The sequence below is a fragment of the Solihabitans fulvus genome, from assembly GCF_008386585.1.
Lineage (GTDB): Bacteria > Actinomycetota > Actinomycetes > Mycobacteriales > Pseudonocardiaceae > Solihabitans > Solihabitans fulvus.
The window spans coordinates 1-18,470 of the sequence record NZ_VUOB01000023.1 but is presented as its reverse complement, the minus strand read 5'-3'; the positions used below and the strand labels follow the sequence as shown (position 1 = coordinate 18,470).

The window sequence follows — 18,470 nt, the reverse complement described above, 5'->3', positions numbered from 1 at the left end:
CCGATCATCCCGGACGAGTCTTGAGTCATCCAACCAAGCACGAACTCTGGAGCCGTCTTGTCCACCGACACCATTTCCAAGACCCTGGCCGGATCCCACGTCGTCGTCATCGGCGGCAGCACGGGCATCGGCCGCGCGGTGGCCGCACAGGCGGTCGCCGCGGGCGCGGCCGTCACCGTCGGCTCGCGGTCAGCGGCCAAGCTCGCCGCGCTGCGCGCCGAGCTCGGCGAGGGCGTCAGCACCCGCACGGTCGACGTCACCGACGAGGCCGACGTCGCCGCGTTCTTCTCCCCCGTCGAGGACCTCGACCACCTGGTGGTCTGCCCCGGCGACATGGCCAACGGCTCGGTCTACGACCTGCCGATGGCCGACATCCTCGCCTGCCTGAACACCAAGATCGTCGGGCAGTTCCTGTGCGTCCGGCACGCCGGCCGCAAGCTCGCCCCGAACGGCTCGATCACCCTGCTCGCCGGCGCAAGCGGCTACAAGGCGTACGCGGGGATGTCGATCACCGGGGCGGCCAACGTCGGCATCGGCGGCCTCGGTCGTGCCCTGGCGGTGGAGCTCGCGCCGATCCGGGTCAACGTCGTGGTGGCCGGCATGGTCGACACCCCGCTGTGGGACGGGATCCCCGCCGAGGCGAGGGAGCAGCTGTTCGAGCAGGTCGCCGCAGCGACGCCGGTCGGCAGGATCGGCCAGCCCGACGATATCGCCGCGACCGTGCTGCATCTGCTCGGCAACACCTTCGTCAGCGGGTCCGTCATCCACGTCGACGGCGGCGCCATCCTCTAGTCACTATCACCGCGGTGCGCGGCCCCGGCCTTTCGCCGGGGTCGCGCACCGCGATACGCGCTGTCTACCGATCGGGGTAGTACTGGCCGTCGAACCACTGCCCCACGCCGTCATCGGAGTAGTTGTCGACGTTGAAGCTGTAGTTTTCCGTGTGTTTGTGCTGCGCGTATCCGATCCAACCCGACGGCGCGAGTTCGTCGCAGATGATGTCGTCGGCGCACAGCGACACGGTGGGCACGTTGCCGAAGAAACTGTCGACACCGACGAGCGGGTAGCCGACGATCGGGCCGAAAATGACAGAAGGCGCCTGACCAGCGAGCCCGTTTCCGCCGAGGCCATTGGGATTGCGCTTGGGATCGGCGATGAGCACCGCGTTGACGTTGTCGAAACTCTGCCAGTTCTCGGTGACCCAGATGTGCACGACCGCCGCGCCCTCGGAGAACCCGATAGCCTTGGCGTGCTGGCCGGGACAGGCCGCGCGCTGGTCGCGGATCAGCCGGTTCAGCTCGTCGACGCCCTGCCGCGCGCTCTGGCTGTTGAGCTCGGCCGAATATCCGACGCGCTGGCTGATGCTGTTGGATGGACTGTAGAAGATCGTCGAATCGCGGTCGGTGTATCCGCCGACCACGATCGTGTAAGTGCCGTCGCACGAAGCTGCGTGCGCGGCGGGCGCGGCCATCAGGGCAAGCCCTGTCGACGCCAGAAGGCCGGCCAGCAAGGCCGCAATCTTTCTCATCCCGACTCCCCACTCATGTGACTAGGCCAGATATGAAACCTGGCGCGCTGAGCGGTTTCGGACGTTAGTCGCATTCGCCACGGGACACCAGATCTCGAAGTGATGCGAGCCGAAAGGAGTAACGTTTCATCGGGATTTCATCGACCACAATTACAATGACGATTTCCCGAATATCCGGCGAGCCGATCAGGACGCGGACGTGACGCGATAGACGTCGTAGACGCCCTCCACGCTGCGCACCGCCTTCAGCACGTGGCCGAGGTGTTTGGGGTCGCCCATCTCGAAGGAGAACCGGCTCACCGCGACCCGGTCCCGCGAGGTGGTCACCGACGCGGACAGGATGTTCACCTTCTCGTCCGCGAGCACCTTGGTCACGTCCGAGAGCAGCCGGTGCCGGTCCAGCGCCTCGACCTGGATGGCCACCAGGAACACCGAGGACGACGACGGCGCCCACTCCACCTCGAGCAGCCGCTCAGGCGAGGCCAACAGCTCGTCGGCGTTGGTGCAGTCCGTGCGGTGCACGCTCACCCCGCCGCCCCTGGTGACGAAGCCGAGGATGTCGTCGCCGGGCACCGGGGTGCAGCAGCGCGCCAGCTTCACCCAGATGTCGGTGGCGCCCTTCACCACGACACCAGCGTCGCCGGTGACCCGCCGATGCGTGACCGTGGACGGCGTGGACCGCTCGGCCAGCTCGTCCTCGGCGTGGTCGACGCCGCCGAGCAGCGCGACGAGCCGCTGCACGACGTGCCGGCCGGAGGTGTGTCCCTCGCCGACCGCCGCGTACAGGGAGCTGACGTCCGGGTAGCGCAGCTCTCGCGACAGCGCCGCCATCGAGTCGGCCGACACCAGCCGCTGCAACGGCAGGCCGACCCGGCGGACCTCCTTGGCGATCGTGTCCTTGCCGGCCTCGATGGCCTCCTCGCGGCGCTCCTTGGCGAACCACTGCTTGATCTTGGCGCGGGCCCTCGGCGAGGCGACGAAGGACAGCCAGTCCCGGCTTGGACCCGCGCCCTCGGCCTTCGAGGTGAAGATCTCGACGACCTCGCCGTTCTCGAGCTTCCGCTCCAGCGCGACGAGCCTGCCGTTCACCCGCGCGCCGATGCACCGGTGCCCGACGTCGGTGTGCACGGCGTAGGCGAAGTCGACCGGCGTCGACCCGGCCGGCAGCGTCCGGACGTCGCCCTTGGGCGTGAAGACGAAGATCTCCCTGGTGGCCAGGTCGTAGCGCAGCGCCTCGAGGAACTCGCCGGGGTCGGCGGCCTCGCGCTGCCAGTCGAGCAGCTGGCGCATCCACGCCATCTCGTCGACCTCGACGCCCTTGCCGTTGTGGGTGCCCCTGGTCTCCTTGTAGCGCCAGTGCGCGGCGATGCCGTACTCGGCGGTCCGGTGCATGTCCTGGGTGCGGATCTGCACCTCGAGGGGCTTGCCGTCCGGGCCGATCACGGTGGTGTGCAGCGACTGGTAGACGCCGAAGCGCGGCTGGGCGATGTAGTCCTTGAACCGGCCGGGCATCGGCTGCCACAGCGCGTGCACGACGCCCATCGCCGCGTAGCAGTCGCGCACCTCGTCGACCAGGATGCGCACGCCGACCAGGTCGTGGATGTCGTCGAAGTCGCGGCCGCGCACGATCATCTTCTGGTGGATCGAGTAGTAGTGCTTCGGCCTGCCCTCGACCTTCGCGGTGATCCTGGCCGCGTCGAGCTGGCCGGACAGCTCGGTGGTCACGCCGCTGAGGTAGATCTCCCGCGACGGCGCGCGGTTGGCCACCAGCCGCACGATCTCGTCGTACTTCTTGGGTTGCAGGATGGCGAACGCCAGGTCCTCCAGCTCCCACTTCACCGTGGCCATGCCGAGCCGGTGCGCCAGCGGGGCCAGCACCTCGAGCGTCTCGCGGGCCTTACGGGCCTGCTTCTCCGGCGGCAGGAACCGCATGGTCCGCATGTTGTGCAGCCGGTCGGCCAGCTTGATCACCAGCACGCGCGGGTCGCGAGCCATCGCGATGACCATCTTGCGGATGGTCTCCGCCTCGGCCGCGGCGCCCAGCTGGACCTTGTCGAGCTTGGTGACCCCGTCGACCAGGTGCGCGACCTCGTCGCCGAAGTCCTCGCGGAGCAGGTCAAGCGAGTAGTCGGTGTCCTCGACGGTGTCGTGCAGCAGCGCGGCGACCAGCGTCGTGGTGTCCATGCCCAGCTCGCCTAGAATCGTCGCGACGGCCAGCGGGTGGGTGATGTAGGGGTCGCCGGACTTGCGGCGCTGCGCCCGGTGCTTCTCCTCGGCGACGTCGTAGGCGCTCTGGAGCAGGGCGAGGTCAGCCTTCGGGTGCAGTTCCCGGTGCACGGCGGCGAGCGGTTCGAGCACCTGCTTGACCGGGGCCGCGCGCTGCGCGGTGATCCGGCGGGCAAGGCGGGCCCGGACGCGCCTGGTTGCCGACGGCTGCCTCGCAGGTACTGGCTGCGGCGCCGCGGCGGGTTCCGTGTCCTGGCTCAACCACGCTCCCGGCCTGCTAGGGCGTCGGCCGGACTGGCGTGGCCGACGCACCATGTCCGAATCACGGCTGCGACCCGGATACCGAGAATAACCCTGTCGGAGCAGTCAAACTTCCCGCGGGGCGATGAACGCGCGGGTTCACACGCCCAGTAGCGCCGAAACCTTCCGCCCGACTAGTCGCTCGCGACCGCCGAGGGCACCGATCTCGAACACGACGGACACACCGGACACCGAGCAGCCGGCGCGTTCCACCAGCTCGCAGGCCGCCTCGACGGTCCCGCCGGTGGCCAGCACGTCGTCGACCACCAGCACCCGCTGGCCGGGCCGCAGCACGCCTGCCGGCAGCTCGAACGTGGCGGTGCCGTACTCGAGGGCGTAGTCGACCCGGTGCGCCACCTCGGGGAGCTTGCCCGCCTTGCGCACGGGAACGACGCCGAGGCCGAGCGAGTACGCCACGGCCGCGCCGAGCAGGAAGCCCCTCGCCTCGAGGGCGAGCACCACGTCCGGCACCGGGTCGGCGGTGGCGGCCAGCGCGTCGACCAGCACGCGCAGGGCGGCCGGGTCGGCCAGCACCGGGTTGATGTCCCGGAACAGCACGCCGGGCTGAGGGAAGTCGGGGACCTCCCTGATCAGCCCGAGCGCGCCGTCCAGGGTCGTGACCGCGTTCGTCAACGCCGCTTCTTGCCGGTCGGGCGCGCCGAGGATCGGCCGGTCGGCCGCCCTGCGCCGCGTCGTGCGTCCGACGCCCTCGGGGTGCGGGCCGGCACGCCGGCCGCCGCCGCGAACGCCTTCTCCTCGCGGAGCTCGGCGTCCAGCGTCTCGTCGTCGGTGGACTCCACGTCACCGGCTGCACCCGCGGCGGCCCGGCGGGCCAGGGTCGCCTTGCGCGCCGCGACGCGCTTGGCCTGCGCCTGGTACTTCGGGTCGCGCATCTTCAGGTCCACCGCGAGCGGCGTGGCCAGGCAGATGGACGACACCGTGCCGGTCAGGATGCCGGTGAGCTGCACCAGCGCCAGGTCCTGGAGCGTGCCGACGCCGAGCACGCCTGCGCCGACGACGAGCAGGCCGAGCACCGGCAGCAGCGCGATCAGCGAGGTGTTGATCGACCGCATCAGCGTCTGGTTGACCGCGAGGTTGGCCGCCTCGGGGAAGTCCCGCCTGGTCAGTCCGAGCAGGCCCCTGGTGTTCTCGCGGACCTTGTCGAACACCACGACCGTGTCGTACAGCGAGAAGCCGAGGATGGTCAGCAGGCCGATCACCGTCGCCGGGGTCAGCTCGAAGCCCACCAGCGAGTAGATGCCGGCGGTGATGATCACGACGCTCACCACGGACGCGAGCGCGGCCATCGCCATCACGCGTTCGAAGTAGACGGAGAGGAAGATCGTCACCAGGACCAGGAACACGATCAGCGCGATGAGCGCCTGCTTGGAGATCTCACCGCCCCAGGTCGCGCTGACCAGGCTGTCACTGACGTTGCCGTTGGGGTGCAGCTTGTCGGTCAGCTCACCCTTGAGCTTCGCGGTCTGCACCGTGTTCAGCGCGTCCGAGCGGATCTGGATACTGGCCGAGGAGCCGGAGCCGACGCTCTGCACCGCTGCCGCCTGCTTGCCGATGGCGTCCTGGTAGATGCTCTTGACCTGGTCGACCGTGATCGGGCCCGACGCGCTGGCGGCCGGCAGCTGGATCCGGGTGCCGCCCTCGAAGTCGATGCCGAGGTTGAAGTGCTTGATCGCGATCGAGCCGATGCACACCAGGATCAGCAGCGCGAAGAACGTGTACCAGCGCTTGCGCTTGCCGATGATGTCGAACGCGCCGGAGCCGACATAGAGCTTGTGGAACCAGCTCTCCTTGGCGGCCGGTGCGGCGCTCCGGACGGGCGTCTGGTCCGCCGAGGTCCCGGAGTCGGCCTTGATCCCGTTGTCTGGGGTGGACATGTCAGGCCTCCTTCGCGACGGCGGGCCGGCTGCTGGCGGCGGCGGCACGCTGGGCTGCGCCAGAGCGCTGCACGGCGCCGAGGCCGGAGAACTTCGGGTTGGACCAGAACTTGGACTTCGAGGCCAGCGCCACCAGCGGGTGGGTCACCAGGAAGACCACGATGAGGTCGAGCACGGTGGACATGCCCAGGGTGAAGGCGAAGCCCTGCACCTGGCCGACCGCGAGCACGTACAGCACGGCGGCGGCCAGGAAGCTCACCGCGTCGGCGGACAGGATCGTCCGCCGCGCCCTGACCCAGGCGCGCGGCACCGCAGAGCGGAACGTGCGTCCCTCGCGCACCTCGTCCTTCATTCGTTCGAAGAACACGACGAAGGAGTCGGCCGTGATACCGATCGCGACGATGAAGCCCGCGATGCCGGAGAGGTCCAGCGAGAGCCCGACCCACCGACCGAGCAGCACCAGCACGCCGAACACGATCACGCCGGACAACCCGAGCGAGAGGATCGTGAGCACGCCGAGCGCGCGGTAGTAGATCAGGCAGTAGACGAACACCAGCGCGAGGCCGATGCCGCCGGCGATCAGACCGGCCTTGAGCGAGGCCGCGCCGAGCGACGCGGACACGGTCTCGGCCTCGGAGGAGGTGAAGGACAGCGGCAGCTTGCCGAAGTTCAGCACGCCGGCCAGGTCCTGCGCCTCCTTCATGCTGAACTTGCCGCTGATCTGGGTGTTGCCGCCCAGGATGGCCTCGTTGATCCTCGGCGCGGACATCACCCTGGTGTCGAGCACGACCGCGACCTGCTTGCCGACGTTCGCCGAGGTGAAGTCGCCCCAGACCTTGGTGCCGTTGCCGTTGAAGTTCAGGTTCACCACGAAGCCCGCGCCCTTGGGGTCGGCCGCCTCCGAGGCGCTGGAGACCTGGTCACCGTCGAGGAAGACCTTGTCCAGCACGTACTTGAACTGGCCGTCCTTGTCGCAGGTGACCAGCGGCAGGTTCGGGTCGTCGTTGCCGGCGAGCGGGTCCGGGTGCTTGGGGTCGACCTGGCAGCTCAACAGGGCGAGCGCCTGCTGCTGAATCTGCGGGTCGGTGCTCTGCCGCAGCGCCTTGGCCTGCGCGATCTCCTCGGCGACCTTGGGGTCGACGCCGTTGCTGCTCGGGGCGGGCGAACTCGGCGCAACCGAGCCGCTCGTGGGCGGGGTGCTCGCCCCGCTGCTCGGCGCGGGCGGGGTGCTGCTGCCGGCCTGCTCCAGCGCCGGGGCGGGACGGCCCTGCGGCGCGCCGGAACTCGGCTGCGAGCCCGCGGAGGGCGTCGTCGAGGAGCCCGATGGCTGACTGCCTGAGGAGGGGGTGCCGCTCGGTGGCGTGCTCGACTGGGTGTTCGGCGTTGGCTGGGCCTGCGCCGGGACCGGCTGGCCGAGCACCGCGCGGAACCCGAGCTTGGCTGTCTGGCCGACGCTCTTGGCCTGGTCGCCCTGCTCGCCGGGCACCGTGATGACCACGTTGCTGCCGTCGACCACGACTTCCGCGCCAGAGACACCGAGACCGTTCACCCGTTGCTCGATGATCTGCCGAGCCTGGTCAAGGGCTTCCTTGGACGGGTCTTTACCGTCCGGGGTGCGAGCGGTCAAAGTGACCCGCGTGCCGCCCTGGAGGTCGATGCCCAGTTTGGGTTTCAACTGGTGGTCACCGGTGAGAAACACCAATGCGTAGAGCGCGACCACGATAAGGGCAAAGCCCGCGAGATAACGCGCAGGGCGGATTTGCCCGGCCGGAGGTGCCACGGTCCGTCCGTCTCCTCAAGCATCCGTTGTTGTTGACGCGCGGCCGAAACCGGTCTTGGTCACGGCCGTGCGCCCTCACCCACAAGTGTCGATGCGGGCGAGGGCGCACTGTACCCCGCACGGTGTGAGGCGAGCGTCACTGACGGGAGTCAGCTTTGCCCAACCGTGACCCAACCGTGCAGAAGTGGGTTCAGCTCTTGGTCTTGTCGTGCTCCAGCTCGGCCGCCGCCTCGTGCTCGGGCGCGGTCACCTGCTCGGTCGCGACGTGCTCGGGGGCCGCGTCGGCGACGACCGGCTCGACGACCTCCTCCTCGACGACGGTCTCCTCGACGTCGGTGACGATCCGCTCACGCACGGCGGCGCGAACCCAGGTGGTCACCACGCCGGGAGCGATCTCCAGGTCGATGGTGGCGTCGTCCTCGGTGCTCACCACGGTCGCGTGCAGACCGGAGGTGGTCATCACCCGGGTGCCGGGCTCCAGCGAGTTCTGCAACTGCTGCTGCTCCGCCACGGCGCGCTTCTGCTTGCGGGCGCTCAGGAACAGCGGCACCGCGAGCAGCACGAGCAGCAAGGGGAACATCAGGGACGAGAGGTTCATCATTCTCCGTTCGGCGGGACGCCGCTTTGGTGCTGAAACGTCCGGTATTTCTGCGTGCCTGCCATCGAGTGTGCCAGGTCCACCCAGGTGGCCACGCATCGGCGCACCTCACCAGTGTGCCCCGCCTCACTCCACCGGCGGCCAGCGCGTCCCCTCGCCGGGTGCCTGCGGCGGCGGCGTCAGCCCGAGATGGGCCCAGGCGAGCGCCGTGGCGACCCGGCCGCGCGGGGTGCGGGCCAGCATGCCGGCGCGCACGAGGTAGGGCTCACAGACCTCCTCGACGGTGGTCGGCTCCTCGCCGACGGCGACGGCGAGGGTGGACACCCCGACCGGCCCGCCGCCGAAGGACCGCACCAACGCGGACAGCACCGCCCGGTCAAGGCGGTCGAGGCCGAGGTCGTCCACGTCGTAGACCTTGAGGGCGGCCCGCGCCACCTCCCTGGTGACCTCGCCGTCGGCGCGCACCTCGGCGAAGTCCCTGACCCGGCGCAGCAGCCGGTTGGCGATCCTCGGCGTGCCCCTGGACCGGCCGGCGATCTCCTCGGCGCCCTCGGGCCGCAGGTCGACGCCAAGGATGGTCGCGGAGCGCCGCAGCACCTGCTCGAGCTCGTGCGGCTCGTAGAACTCCATGTGGCCGGTGAAGCCGAACCGGTCGCGCAGCGGCCCGGTCAGCTGCCCCGACCTGGTGGTCGCGCCGACCAGCGTGAACGGCGCGATCTCCAGCGGGATGCTGGTCGCGCCGGGGCCCTTGCCGACGACCACGTCGACCCGGAAGTCCTCCATCGCCAGGTACAGCATCTCCTCGGCGGGCCGGGCGATGCGGTGGATCTCGTCGATGAACAGGACGTCGCCCTCGACCAGGTTGGACAGCATCGCGGCGAGGTCGCCCGCCCGTTCCAGCGCGGGCCCCGAGGTGATCCGGATGGCGCTGCCAAGCTCGGCGGCGATGATCATCGACAGGCTGGTCTTGCCGAGGCCGGGCGGGCCGGACAGCAGCACGTGGTCCGGCGGCTGGCCGCGCCGCTGCGCGCCCTCCAGCACCAGCTCCAGCTGCTCGCGCACCCTCGGCTGGCCGACGAACTCGCTGAGCCGCTTCGGCCGCAGCGTCGACTCGTCGTCGCGCTCGGTCGGCTCGGCCAGCGCCGACAGCATGTCCTCGTCCCAGCCGGACTCGTCCGCCACGGTGTCCACCCGCGCCTACCGCTTGCGCCCGAGGACGGCCAGCGACCTGCGCAGCGCGTCCGAGGTGTCGGAGACGCCGTTCTCGGCGAGCACGCCGTCCACGGCGGCCTCGGCCTGCTTGGCCGGGAAGCCGAGGCCGAGCAGCGCCTCGGTGACCTGCGTGCGGATCTGCCCGCGCCCCTCGGTCGGGACAGGGCCGCCCTCGGCGGCCGGCAGCGCGCCGACCTTGTCCCGCAGCTCGATGATCAGCCGCTCCGCGCCCTTGCGGCCGATGCCGGGCACCTGGGTGAGCACGGTGATGTTGCCGTCGGCGAGCGCGGCGCGCAGCTTGTCCGGCTCCAGGACCGCCAGCGTCGCGAGCGCGAGCCTCGGCCCGATCCCGGACACGGTCTGGAGCAGGCGGAACAGCTCGCGGGCGTCGGCGTCGGCGAAGCCGAACAGCGTCAGCGAGTCCTCGCGCACCACCAACGCGGTGGCCAGCGCGACCTCCTCGCCGCGCCGCAGCGTGGCCAGGGTCGTCGGGGTGGCCTGCACGGCGAACCCGATCCCGCCGACCTCGATGACCGCGTGGTCCAGTCCGACGGCGAGAACCGGCCCGCGCACCGAGGAGATCACCGGCCCGCACCTCCAGATCGTTGACGTGATGGTTGACCAACAGACTTCGCGCCGACGGATTTCGCGCCCACGGCCTTTGCTGCTCCGGCCTTCGCGGCCGATTGGCCGGACTGCACGGCCGCCTTGGCCGCCGAGGCGCGCGCCGCCGCGGCCAGCCGGGCCTTGTGCTTCCTGGCCAGGTCGGCCGCCTGCGCCCTCGCCTCCTCCAGCCGGGAGCGCATCGGCGCCCGCCACAGGTGGCAGATGGCCAGCGCGAGGGCATCGGCCGCGTCGGCGGGCCTCGGCGCCTCGACGAGCCCGAGCAGCTTGGTCACCATCGTGGTGACCTGCGCCTTGTCCGCCCGGCCCGAGCCGGTGACGGCGGCCTTGACCTCGCTGGGGGTGTGGAACACGACGGGCAGCCCACGCCGCGCCGCGGCCAGCGCCACGATGCCGCCGGCCTGCGCGGTGCCCATCGCGGTGCGCACGTTGTGCTGGCTGAACACCCGCTCAACGGCGACCGCCTGCGGCTGGTAGCGATCCAGCCAGACCTCGACGGCGTCGGCGAGCTGGAGCAGCCGGATGGCCAGGTCCGCATCGACCGGCGTGCGGACGACGTCCACCGCGACGCAACGGACCGTGCGGCCCGCCCCGCCGTCGACGACGCCGAACCCGCACCGGGTAAGCCCCGGGTCAACGCCGAACACCCGCACGCCGCCCCTCTCCCCCGCCACCGTCGAACCGCCGGACCGCAAACTCGTCCGTCGCACCTGCCGCCCGCGTCGGGGCGACCAGGACGAACATCCGTTCGAATCCTACGGGGTCGGCCTGCGCCGGCCACGCCTGACACGCACGTCCTGCCGACGGGACGCGTGATCGAACTCGGCGACCGCGTGACCGAACTCCGCGATCGAAGGTCGACACAGAGTCATGGCCTCACTACAGTGGCTCGGTCCCCGTTCGACCAAGCCACTGCACCACCTGGAGCGATGACCCAACGACGATTCGGCGCCGTGACCGTCGTCGCCGGTGTCTTGCTTGTCGGCACGGTGTTAGCGGTGTCCTCGGGGGCCTTCGGCCGGCAGGGCTCCGTCGCGGCGGACAAGCTGCTCCAGCTGGTCGCCGCGGTCCTCGCCATGATCGGCTTCCTGCGCGGCGCGCGCCGGGCCGACGGGGCCGAGCGGCTGTGGCGGCTGTGGTTCGGCGCGGCGATGGCGAGCCTGACCGTCGGACTGTCCGCGTGGATCTGGGGTCAGCAGATCCTCGGCGTGCAGCTGCCGTCCTCGACGTTGGCGCCGCTGGGTTTCCTGATGACGCCGGTGCTCGCCACGTGCGGGATCGTCACGCTGGCGCACGGCGGCGGCGAGGGCCGCGCCGAGACGCGGCCGAGGCCCGCCGTGATCGTGCTGGACACGGTGATCGTCATCGGCTCGCTGTTCGTGCTCGCCTGGACGTCGGCGATCGAGTCGATGGTGCGGACCTGGGAGCGCGACGGCGCCGGCTTCGCGACGGCGGTCGTGGCGCACCCGGCCGCCTACCTCGTGGCGATCGTGATCCTGGTGGTGCTGTCCTGGACGCACCGCACCATCCGCAGGCTGCCGATGTTGTTGGTGGCGCTGGCCTTCGTGGCGCAGTCGACCTCGGGCTGGATCTTCGCCTATCTGGTCAACCATGGCGTCGGCACGATCCCGCCGCTCGCGGACGCGGGCTTCATGACCTGCCCTGTGCTGTTCGCGTTGGCCTCCGTCGCGCCGACCAGGACGCCGCGCGGCGAGTATCCCGAGGGCCGGCTGCGCACCGGGCAGTTGCTGCACCTGGTGGTGCCCTATCTGCCGCTGCTGGTGACCTGCCTGTTCGTGGTGGTCGGCACGGCGACCGGGGTCGCGCTGAGTCCCACGGAGATCTACGTCGGGCTCGCCGTGATCGTGCTGGTGATCCTGCGCCAGCTGATCACCTTGATGGACAACATCCGCCTGCTCGAACGGCTGCACGACAGCCAGCGCAGGCTCGCGCACCAGGCGTTCCACGACCCGCTCACCGGCGTGGCCAACCGGAGCCTGTTCCAGGAGCGGCTGGCCGCCGCCGTGGCTGGCCGGCACGGCACGTGCCGGCCGCTGGCGCTGCTGTTCGTCGACGTGGACGGCTTCAAGGCGGTCAACGACGGCTTCGGGCACGCGACCGGGGACGCGGTGCTGCGCACGATCGCGGCGCGGCTGAAGGGATGCGTGCGCGCGGTGGACATGGTGGCGCGGCTCGGCGGGGATGAGTTCGGCGTGCTGCTGGACGGCGACGACAGCACGCCGGAGCAGATCGGCGAGCGGGTGCGCGGCACGCTCACGCTGCCGCACCTGATCGAGGGCCAGCAGCGCGAAGTGCACGCCAGCATCGGGATCGTGCACCTGAGCACGCGCGAGCCGGACATCACCGCGGACGAGCTGCTCGGCAGGGCGGATGCGGCGATGTACGCCGCCAAGCGGCTCGGCAGGGGCCTCGTCGTCGTGCACGGCGCGGCGTCGATGCCGAACAACTGAGCTGGAGGGTCTGCCAGGATGCGTGCCGACGAGGTCATCAAAGCCCTTGGCCTGCAACAACTTCCGGTCGAGGGCGGCAGCTGGGCGCAGAGCTGGCGCAGCGCGGAGTGCTCCGCGATCCACTACCTGTTGGCCGCGCCGGAGTTCTCGGGCGTGCACCGGCTGAACCGGTTGGAGATCTACGCCTTCCACGGCGGCGCGCCGGTGCGGATGCTGCTGCTGCACCCGGACGGCACCGTGACCGAACCCGTGCTCGGCATGGATCTCGGCGACGGCCAGCGGCCGCAGGTGGCGGTGCCGGCCGGGGTGTGGCAGGCGAGCGAGACGCTCGGCGAGTGGAGCCTGGTTGGCACGGTCGTGGTGCCGCCCTACCAGGACGACAGCGTGGAGTTCGGCAGGGCCGACGAGCTGTGCGCCGAGTATCCCGCGCACGCGGCCAGGATCAGGGCGCTGTCGCGGGCCTGAGCCCGGCGAGTCGGGCGGCGTGCCATAGCTGTCCGTGCCGGGGTTGACGTTCCGGACGAAGGGGGCCAATATTCGGGATCCGCCGCCACAGTATGGAAAGTTTCCTAACTGAGAGAGGTGGCCATGCGCAAGTTCTCCTGGCTCGTCGCCGGACTGCTGGCGCTGTGCGCCCTGTGCGCATCCCTGCTGGTCTCCACCGGGGCACAGGCGGCCCCGGCACAAGCCCCCGCGAAAGCCGCGGCGGCGCCAACGGCCGGCGAGCTGCTGGCGAAACTGACTAGCTGTAGCCAGATCTCCAAGGGCAAGTACGCGACCGACGAGGGCTCGCCGGCGACCGTCCCGGTCTGCGGCAAGAAGGGCGCGGTGTTCTTCAAGGCAGACATGGACATCGACTGCGACGGTCAGCGCACCGCGCAGTGCAACGAGAAGACCGACTGCTGCTTCCAGCCGGACACGGCGTTCCCGCAGTCCGACGGCAAGCCGCTGAACGCGGCCAAGCTGCCGTACGTGGTGATGCCGAGCCCGAGCGCCATCTGGGACTACCGCAAGTCGGGCATCCAGGGCGGCTCGGTCGTCGCGGTGATCTACAACAACAAGGTCACCTACGCCGTGGTCGGCGACACCGGCCCGAACAAGATCATCGGCGAGGCGTCCTACGCGACGGCGGTGAGCCTCGGCATCGACCCGAACCCGAAGACCGGCGGCGTCGACTCCGGCGTCACCTACATCGCCTTCCAGAACTCGAAGGTCTCCCCCATCGAGAACCACGACAAGGCGACCTCGCTCGGCCAGAGCCTGGCGCAGCAGTTCATCAACAACAACTGACCGGTCGCTTGGTGGTGGGCGTCGCCCACCACCGAGTGCCGCTACTGACCCGAGTCGCGGCTGATCTGCATCGCGATCTGGCCCTGCAATCCCGGCGAGACCGCCTCCGCCCTCGACGTGGATCACCGTCACGGGCTCGATTCGACCGGCCGATCGAGGCGGTATTCCACTTGGCGTGGCCGGACTGGCTCCGCCGGTTGGGACACCCGGCGCAGCATCCCGTGGCGAACGCGCGGCCGGTTGGGACATCCAGGTGACTAACGGTGTGTCGCGCGAAGCGGGGCGGTAGTCAGTTGGTATGCGAGCAACGTGGAGAGGCGCGATCTCGGTCGGACAGGTGACCATCGCCGTCCGACTGTTCGCCGCCGTGGACCAACACGACCTCCGGTTCCACCATGTGCACCGGGCCGATGCAGGGCGGATCCAGCACCGCAGGGTGTGCGCCTCCTGCGGCGAGGAGGTGGACGCGGCCGACGTCACCAAGAGCTACGAGCTCGACGACGGCCGGATGGTGCTGCTGGAACAGGAGGACTTCGAGCGGCTGCCGAGCCCGACCAGCCACACCATCGACGTGGTGCAGTTCGTGTCGCCGGAGGACATCGACCCGATCTACTACCGGCGCAGCTACTACCTCGAACCGGACGACGCCGCGGTGCAGGCGTACGTGCTGCTGCGGCAGGCGCTGGAGCGCGCCAGGCGGATGGCGATCGTCCGGATCACCGTGCGGCAGCGCGAGATGCTGGCGACGCTGCACACCAGGGGCGACCTGCTGGTGCTGCACACCATGCTGTGGCCAGACGAGATCCGGGTGCCCGACTTCGCCTTCCTCGACCGCGACGTCACCGTCCGGCCCGCCGAGCTGACGATGGCCACCTCGCTGGTCGCGACGATGAGCGCGCCGTTCACCCCCGGCGAGTTCGCCGACCGCTACCGCGACGCGCTCGCCGGGCTCATCGAGGCCAAGGCGGCCGGCGCGGACCTGCCGGCCATCCCGGAGCCGCGCGACGCGGACACGCACGTCGACCTCGCCACCGCGCTGCGCGACAGCATCGACCAGGCGAGGGCCACCAGGACCTAATGGCCCAGCTGCTTCTCCAGCAGGGTGATGGCGACGCCGACGGAGTCCTTCCGGTCGGCGACCCTGCGGTAGCCGGCGCGCTCGTACATGCGCAGGTTCTGCACGCTGTCCGCGCCGGTGATCAGCCACAGGGTGCGCACGGTCGCCGGCACGGCGTCGTGGATCGCGTCGAGCAGGGCGCGGCCGACGCCCCGGCCCTGCATGTCGGGGGCCACCACGAACCTGGCCACCTCCATGCGGTCGCCGTCGAGCCTGCCGCGCACCGCGCCGACCAGCCTCGGCCCCAGCCACGCGCCGAACGCCAGCACCGAGGACGCCTCGATCTCCGCGCGCAGTTCGTCGAGGGTCTCGGTCAGCGGCGGGATGTCGGGCGCCGAGTAGCGCTGCGCCTCGGTGACGTACGCGGCCCGCTGCACGGTCAGCGCCTCGCCTGCGTGCTCGGCGGTCAACGCTCCGATGTGGACCGTCCCGGACTGGACCGTCACAGGCTGGGCCGTCACGGGCCGTTCACTCCCGGCGTCCAGCTCTCGGGTCTGCCGCTCGCGGTGAGCAGGAGCTGCCAGTCGGCGAAGCCCTCCGGCGCGGCCGGGTGCCACGGCCACGCGCCCTCCGGCGTCGGCACGATGATCTGCACGGCCGGGAAGTCGCCCTTGCCGTAGAGCAGGAAGGCGCTGCCGAAGAACTCCGGGTAGTAGCCGCCGGAGACCCGCTCGAAGGTGATCGGCACACCCTCGAAGAAGTCGTGGTACAGCCGGCCGGGCAGGAACCGGTGCCCCTGGCTGGCCCGCTCGACGTACGCGGCGATCAGCACCTGGGCTATCTCGGCCGGCAGGCCGACGACGACCGCCTCGGCCACCCCGAACCGCCGCCACGCGCCGACCGAGAACGAGTACGGCGCGCCCTCGTCATCCTCGGCGACATGCACCACGGCGTGGCCGTGCTCCTCGGCGTCGCGCAGCAGCCTGGCGCGAAGCCTCTGGTCCTCTTCGGTCAGCCCCTGAATCGGCACGGGGTCCATTCTGCCCGGACGCGGACCGGGAAAGGCAAGCCCTACCCCGCCAGGAGGTAGCGAGCCACTTCGACCACATACTGCCGAAAACCAGTGTGTGCGAGTGGAACGGCCCTGGCCACGATGGACAGATCGATGGTGACGTACTCGTGTGTGAGGACGTTCCGAAGCCCCGCGCTGGGGGCCAGCTCCTGTGCGAGATCGGTGGAGATCGCGCCGACAGCGGCCAACGCGCCGAAGGACTCCCGATACGTCCTGGGGACCTCGCCTCGCGTGGCAGCGACGATGTGGCTGTTGATCGACACCGACAGGTCGACGAGCTGAGTGACGATCCGCTCGATCGCGTGCCGAATGATCCGATCCGCGCCAAGCCGCTCCACAGTCACCTGACCGATCTCGTCAAGATCGGTCAGGAGATCACGCATCAGCCGTAGGCGCTCGTGCACGACGTCCCGGTTGACGTTCATCGAGCCAACTGCTCGAGTTCAAGCCTCCGCAGCCAGTCGGTGTCCATCCGCTCCGTGATCGCAGCCATCTGCTCCCGCGCAAAGGCCCCGACCGGTTCCTCGAACAAGGCCACTCCACCGACCAGCGCCTGCTCACGTGCCACGGGACCAGCCCGGTCGAGATTCATCAGGTCGACGCGCATCGTGCCGGCGAGCGCGCCGACCTGATCAAGGAATCCGAGCACGTCGGAGTGGTTCGAAAAACGCACAGCGATATCCAGATCGCGCGGCGTGCCGTCCGGTCGGACAGCACTGCCGAACACAACCAGCAGAGTCACCCCGAATCGTCGGCACAGCACACCGAGCTCCCCTGTGGTCGCCGCACCACAGAGTCGCTCGAACGCCTCGCGCGATTCGGACATGGCCCCAACCGTACCTCGTGCACCCCTGTCGAGCCGCCGCGACGATCAGGCGTCGAGTTCCACCATGACCTCGTCGGAGATGTCGATGTTGGTGAAGACGTTCTGCACGTCGTCGCAGTCCTCGAGCGCGTCGATCAGCTTGAAGACCTTGCGCGCGCCCTCGGCCTCGAGCGCGACGCTCACCGAAGGGAGGAAGTTCGCCTCGGCCGACTCGTAGTCATGGCCCGCCTGCTGCAACGCCGTCCGCACCGCGACCATGTCGCCGGCCTCGGACACCACCTCGTAGCTCTCGCCGAGGTCGTTGACCTCCTCGGCGCCCGCGTCGAGGACCGCCATCAGCACGTCGTCCTCGGACAGCTCACCCTTGGGCAGCAGGACGACGCCCTTGCGGTTGAACAGGTAGGACACCGAGCCGGGGTCCGCCATCGAACCGCCGTTGCGGGTCATCGCGGTGCGCACCTCGGAGGCCGCGCGGTTGCGGTTGTCGGTGAGGCACTCGACCAGCACGGCCACGCCGTTGGGGCCGTAGCCCTCGTACATGATCGTCTGCCAGTCGGCCCCGCCGGCTTCCTCGCCGCCGCCGCGCTTGCGCGCCCGCTCGATGTTGTCCAGCGGGACCGAGTTCTTCCTGGCCTTCTGGACCGCGTCGAACAGCGTCGGGTTACCGTCGGGGTCGCTCCCGCCGGTCCGCGCCGCGACCTCGATGTTCTTGATCAGCCTCGCGAAGAGCTTGCCGCGCTTCGCGTCCTTGGCGGCCTTCTGGTGCTTGGTAGTCGCCCACTTGGAGTGGCCGCTCATCTTTCCTCCGTCAACTCTCCGAGGGTCCGGATCGGGGCCGCGATGCCGCGGCGCCGCTCAGGCAGCTCGGACGGTTTCCACGAACAGGCGGTGCACCCGCGCGTCGCCGGTCAGCTCAGGGTGGAACGCGGTGGCGAGGACGGGCCCCTGCCGAACCGCGACGATCCTACCGGCGGCTTCGCCCGCGATCGGGGATTCGGGCACCCTGGCGAGTACCTCGACGTTGTCGCCGACCGACTCGACCCACGGCGCGCGGATGAACACCGCGTGCACCGGGCCGTCCTCGACCCCGGCGAGGTCGAGGACGGCTTCGAACGAGTCCACCTGGCGGCCGAAGGCGTTGCGCCGGACGACCACGTCGAGCGCGCAGAGCTGGTGCTGGTCGGCGCGCGCGTCGATCGCCCTGTCGGCGAGCAGGATCATGCCGGCGCACGAGCCGTAGGCGGGCAGGCCGTCCTTGAGCCTGGCGCGCAGCGGCTCCAGCAGCTCGAAGGTGTCCAGCAGCCGGCTCATCGTGGTCGACTCGCCGCCGGGCAGGACCAGCCCGTCCACCTCGGCCAGCTCCTCGGGACGGCGGACCGGCCTGGCCAGCACATCGCACTCGGCGAGCGCGACCAGGTGCTCGCGGACATCACCCTGCAAGGCGAGCACGCCGACGACGGGCTGGGCTATGGACACGGCTGACAACCTCCCCTAAGTACTGCTTACCAGCCTATGTCCCCCGGCTGAACAGGCCGGGACCGGGTGGCGGCCCACCCGGTCCCGGCCTGCGCGGCTAGTAGCGTGTCGCTGC

At 70.2% G+C, this 18,470-nt stretch carries 19 protein-coding genes and 1 pseudogene; 5 read left to right on the top strand and 15 right to left on the bottom strand.

Features of this window, described 5'->3' with window-relative positions:
- Nucleotides 1-57: 57 nt before the first annotated feature.
- Nucleotides 58-792 (top strand): SDR family oxidoreductase, encoded by a 735-nt coding sequence (locus F0L68_RS14510; protein ID WP_188316580.1) that lies wholly within the window; start codon nucleotides 58-60, stop codon nucleotides 790-792.
- A 64-nt stretch (nucleotides 793-856) separates the two neighbouring features.
- Here F0L68_RS14510 and F0L68_RS14505 read toward each other — a convergent pair whose 3' ends face one another.
- From F0L68_RS14505 to ruvC, 9 genes and pseudogenes are all read right to left on the bottom strand, one after another.
- Nucleotides 857-1,528 (bottom strand): cutinase family protein, encoded by a 672-nt coding sequence (locus tag F0L68_RS14505; RefSeq protein WP_149850082.1) that lies wholly within the window; start codon nucleotides 1,526-1,528, stop codon nucleotides 857-859.
- Between the two features lie 186 nt (nucleotides 1,529-1,714).
- Nucleotides 1,715-4,069: a RelA/SpoT family protein gene (locus F0L68_RS14500; protein ID WP_149850081.1), complete on the bottom strand. Its 2,355-nt coding sequence runs from the start codon at nucleotides 4,067-4,069 to the stop codon at nucleotides 1,715-1,717.
- A gap of 84 nt (nucleotides 4,070-4,153) precedes the next feature.
- Nucleotides 4,154-4,687, bottom strand: coding sequence for an adenine phosphoribosyltransferase (locus F0L68_RS14495; protein ID WP_223198791.1), 534 nt, complete (start codon nucleotides 4,685-4,687; stop codon nucleotides 4,154-4,156).
- The gene (gene secF, locus F0L68_RS14490; RefSeq protein WP_149850080.1) at nucleotides 4,684-5,949 is read right to left on the bottom strand and encodes a protein translocase subunit SecF; all 1,266 of its coding nucleotides are present in this window, start codon (nucleotides 5,947-5,949) and stop codon (nucleotides 4,684-4,686) included. The genes F0L68_RS14495 and secF overlap by 4 nt, the downstream gene beginning before the upstream one ends.
- A 1-nt stretch (nucleotide 5,950) precedes the next feature.
- Nucleotides 5,951-7,729 carry a protein translocase subunit SecD gene (gene secD / locus F0L68_RS14485; protein ID WP_149850079.1) on the bottom strand — a complete coding sequence of 593 codons (1,779 nt, stop codon included), beginning with the start codon at nucleotides 7,727-7,729 and terminating at the stop codon, nucleotides 5,951-5,953.
- A gap of 190 nt (nucleotides 7,730-7,919) precedes the next feature.
- Entirely contained in the window at nucleotides 7,920-8,327 is a 408-nt protein-coding gene (yajC, locus tag F0L68_RS14480) for a preprotein translocase subunit YajC (protein WP_149850078.1), read from the bottom strand.
- Between the two features lie 126 nt (nucleotides 8,328-8,453).
- A complete protein-coding gene (ruvB, locus tag F0L68_RS14475) occupies nucleotides 8,454-9,479 on the bottom strand; it encodes a Holliday junction branch migration DNA helicase RuvB (RefSeq protein ID WP_149850168.1) in 1,026 nt (341 codons plus the stop codon).
- Between the two features lie 45 nt (nucleotides 9,480-9,524).
- Nucleotides 9,525-10,124: a Holliday junction branch migration protein RuvA gene (gene ruvA / locus F0L68_RS14470; RefSeq protein ID WP_149850077.1), complete on the bottom strand. Its 600-nt coding sequence runs from the start codon at nucleotides 10,122-10,124 to the stop codon at nucleotides 9,525-9,527.
- A gap of 110 nt (nucleotides 10,125-10,234) precedes the next feature.
- Nucleotides 10,235-10,816 (bottom strand): annotated as a pseudogene (gene ruvC, locus F0L68_RS14465) (crossover junction endodeoxyribonuclease RuvC); the annotation flags it as partial.
- Between the two features lie 276 nt (nucleotides 10,817-11,092).
- Here ruvC and F0L68_RS14460 point away from each other — a divergent pair.
- The 4 genes from F0L68_RS14460 (at nucleotide 11,093) to ku (ending at nucleotide 15,002) form a co-directional block, all read left to right on the top strand.
- Nucleotides 11,093-12,634: a GGDEF domain-containing protein gene (locus F0L68_RS14460; protein WP_149850076.1), complete on the top strand. Its 1,542-nt coding sequence runs from the start codon at nucleotides 11,093-11,095 to the stop codon at nucleotides 12,632-12,634.
- Nucleotides 12,635-12,652: 18 nt separating this feature from the next.
- Nucleotides 12,653-13,099 carry a cupin domain-containing protein gene (locus tag F0L68_RS14455; RefSeq protein WP_149850075.1) on the top strand — a complete coding sequence of 149 codons (447 nt, stop codon included), beginning with the start codon at nucleotides 12,653-12,655 and terminating at the stop codon, nucleotides 13,097-13,099.
- A 123-nt stretch (nucleotides 13,100-13,222) separates the two neighbouring features.
- Nucleotides 13,223-13,924, top strand: a complete 702-nt coding sequence (locus F0L68_RS14450) for a glycoside hydrolase family 75 protein (protein ID WP_149850074.1) — start codon at nucleotides 13,223-13,225, stop codon at nucleotides 13,922-13,924.
- A 298-nt stretch (nucleotides 13,925-14,222) separates the two neighbouring features.
- The gene (gene ku / locus F0L68_RS14445) at nucleotides 14,223-15,002 is read left to right on the top strand and encodes a non-homologous end joining protein Ku (protein WP_149850073.1); all 780 of its coding nucleotides are present in this window, start codon (nucleotides 14,223-14,225) and stop codon (nucleotides 15,000-15,002) included.
- Here the strand turns inward: ku and F0L68_RS14440 are convergent.
- Genes F0L68_RS14440 through pdxT form a run of 6 tightly spaced genes read right to left on the bottom strand, consistent with a single transcriptional unit; the run spans nucleotide 14,999 to nucleotide 18,355 of the window.
- Nucleotides 14,999-15,502, bottom strand: a complete 504-nt coding sequence (locus tag F0L68_RS14440) for a GNAT family N-acetyltransferase (protein WP_223198790.1) — start codon at nucleotides 15,500-15,502, stop codon at nucleotides 14,999-15,001. The two genes, ku and F0L68_RS14440, sit on opposite strands and share 4 nt — an antisense overlap.
- Nucleotides 15,499-16,020, bottom strand: coding sequence for a DUF4262 domain-containing protein (locus F0L68_RS14435; RefSeq protein WP_149850072.1), 522 nt, complete (start codon nucleotides 16,018-16,020; stop codon nucleotides 15,499-15,501). The genes F0L68_RS14440 and F0L68_RS14435 overlap by 4 nt, the downstream gene beginning before the upstream one ends.
- A gap of 32 nt (nucleotides 16,021-16,052) precedes the next feature.
- Entirely contained in the window at nucleotides 16,053-16,478 is a 426-nt protein-coding gene (gene hepT, locus F0L68_RS14430; protein WP_149850071.1) for a type VII toxin-antitoxin system HepT family RNase toxin, read from the bottom strand.
- Complete coding sequence (locus F0L68_RS14425; protein ID WP_149850070.1) at nucleotides 16,475-16,879, bottom strand: nucleotidyltransferase family protein; 405 nt, start codon at nucleotides 16,877-16,879, stop codon at nucleotides 16,475-16,477. Before F0L68_RS14425 ends, hepT begins: the two co-directional genes overlap by 4 nt.
- Nucleotides 16,880-16,924: 45 nt before the next feature.
- Entirely contained in the window at nucleotides 16,925-17,677 is a 753-nt protein-coding gene (locus tag F0L68_RS14420; protein WP_149850069.1) for a YebC/PmpR family DNA-binding transcriptional regulator, read from the bottom strand.
- Between the two features lie 57 nt (nucleotides 17,678-17,734).
- Nucleotides 17,735-18,355, bottom strand: coding sequence for a pyridoxal 5'-phosphate synthase glutaminase subunit PdxT (gene pdxT, locus F0L68_RS14415; protein ID WP_438672283.1), 621 nt, complete (start codon nucleotides 18,353-18,355; stop codon nucleotides 17,735-17,737).
- Nucleotides 18,356-18,470: the final 115 nt, after the last annotated feature.

What these genes read in the sequence shown, in the direction of transcription:
- F0L68_RS14505 (WP_149850082.1), bottom strand. Translation starts at nt 1,528, where the DNA reads ATGAGAAAGATTGCGGCCTTGCTGGCCGGCCTTCTGGCGTCGACAGGG.
- F0L68_RS14500 (WP_149850081.1), bottom strand. Translation starts at nt 4,069, where the DNA reads ATGGTGCGTCGGCCACGCCAGTCCGGCCGACGCCCTAGCAGGCCGGGA.
- secF (WP_149850080.1), bottom strand. Translation starts at nt 5,949, where the DNA reads ATGTCCACCCCAGACAACGGGATCAAGGCCGACTCCGGGACCTCGGCG.
- yajC (WP_149850078.1), bottom strand. Translation starts at nt 8,327, where the DNA reads ATGAACCTCTCGTCCCTGATGTTCCCCTTGCTGCTCGTGCTGCTCGCG.
- ruvB (WP_149850168.1), bottom strand. Translation starts at nt 9,479, where the DNA reads ATGCTGTCGGCGCTGGCCGAGCCGACCGAGCGCGACGACGAGTCGACG.
- F0L68_RS14460 (WP_149850076.1), top strand. Translation starts at nt 11,093, where the DNA reads ATGACCCAACGACGATTCGGCGCCGTGACCGTCGTCGCCGGTGTCTTG.
- F0L68_RS14455 (WP_149850075.1), top strand. Translation starts at nt 12,653, where the DNA reads ATGCGTGCCGACGAGGTCATCAAAGCCCTTGGCCTGCAACAACTTCCG.
- F0L68_RS14450 (WP_149850074.1), top strand. Translation starts at nt 13,223, where the DNA reads ATGCGCAAGTTCTCCTGGCTCGTCGCCGGACTGCTGGCGCTGTGCGCC.
- ku (WP_149850073.1), top strand. Translation starts at nt 14,223, where the DNA reads ATGCGAGCAACGTGGAGAGGCGCGATCTCGGTCGGACAGGTGACCATC.
- F0L68_RS14435 (WP_149850072.1), bottom strand. Translation starts at nt 16,020, where the DNA reads ATGGACCCCGTGCCGATTCAGGGGCTGACCGAAGAGGACCAGAGGCTT.
- hepT (WP_149850071.1), bottom strand. Translation starts at nt 16,478, where the DNA reads ATGAACGTCAACCGGGACGTCGTGCACGAGCGCCTACGGCTGATGCGT.
- F0L68_RS14425 (WP_149850070.1), bottom strand. Translation starts at nt 16,879, where the DNA reads ATGTCCGAATCGCGCGAGGCGTTCGAGCGACTCTGTGGTGCGGCGACC.
- F0L68_RS14420 (WP_149850069.1), bottom strand. Translation starts at nt 17,677, where the DNA reads ATGAGCGGCCACTCCAAGTGGGCGACTACCAAGCACCAGAAGGCCGCC.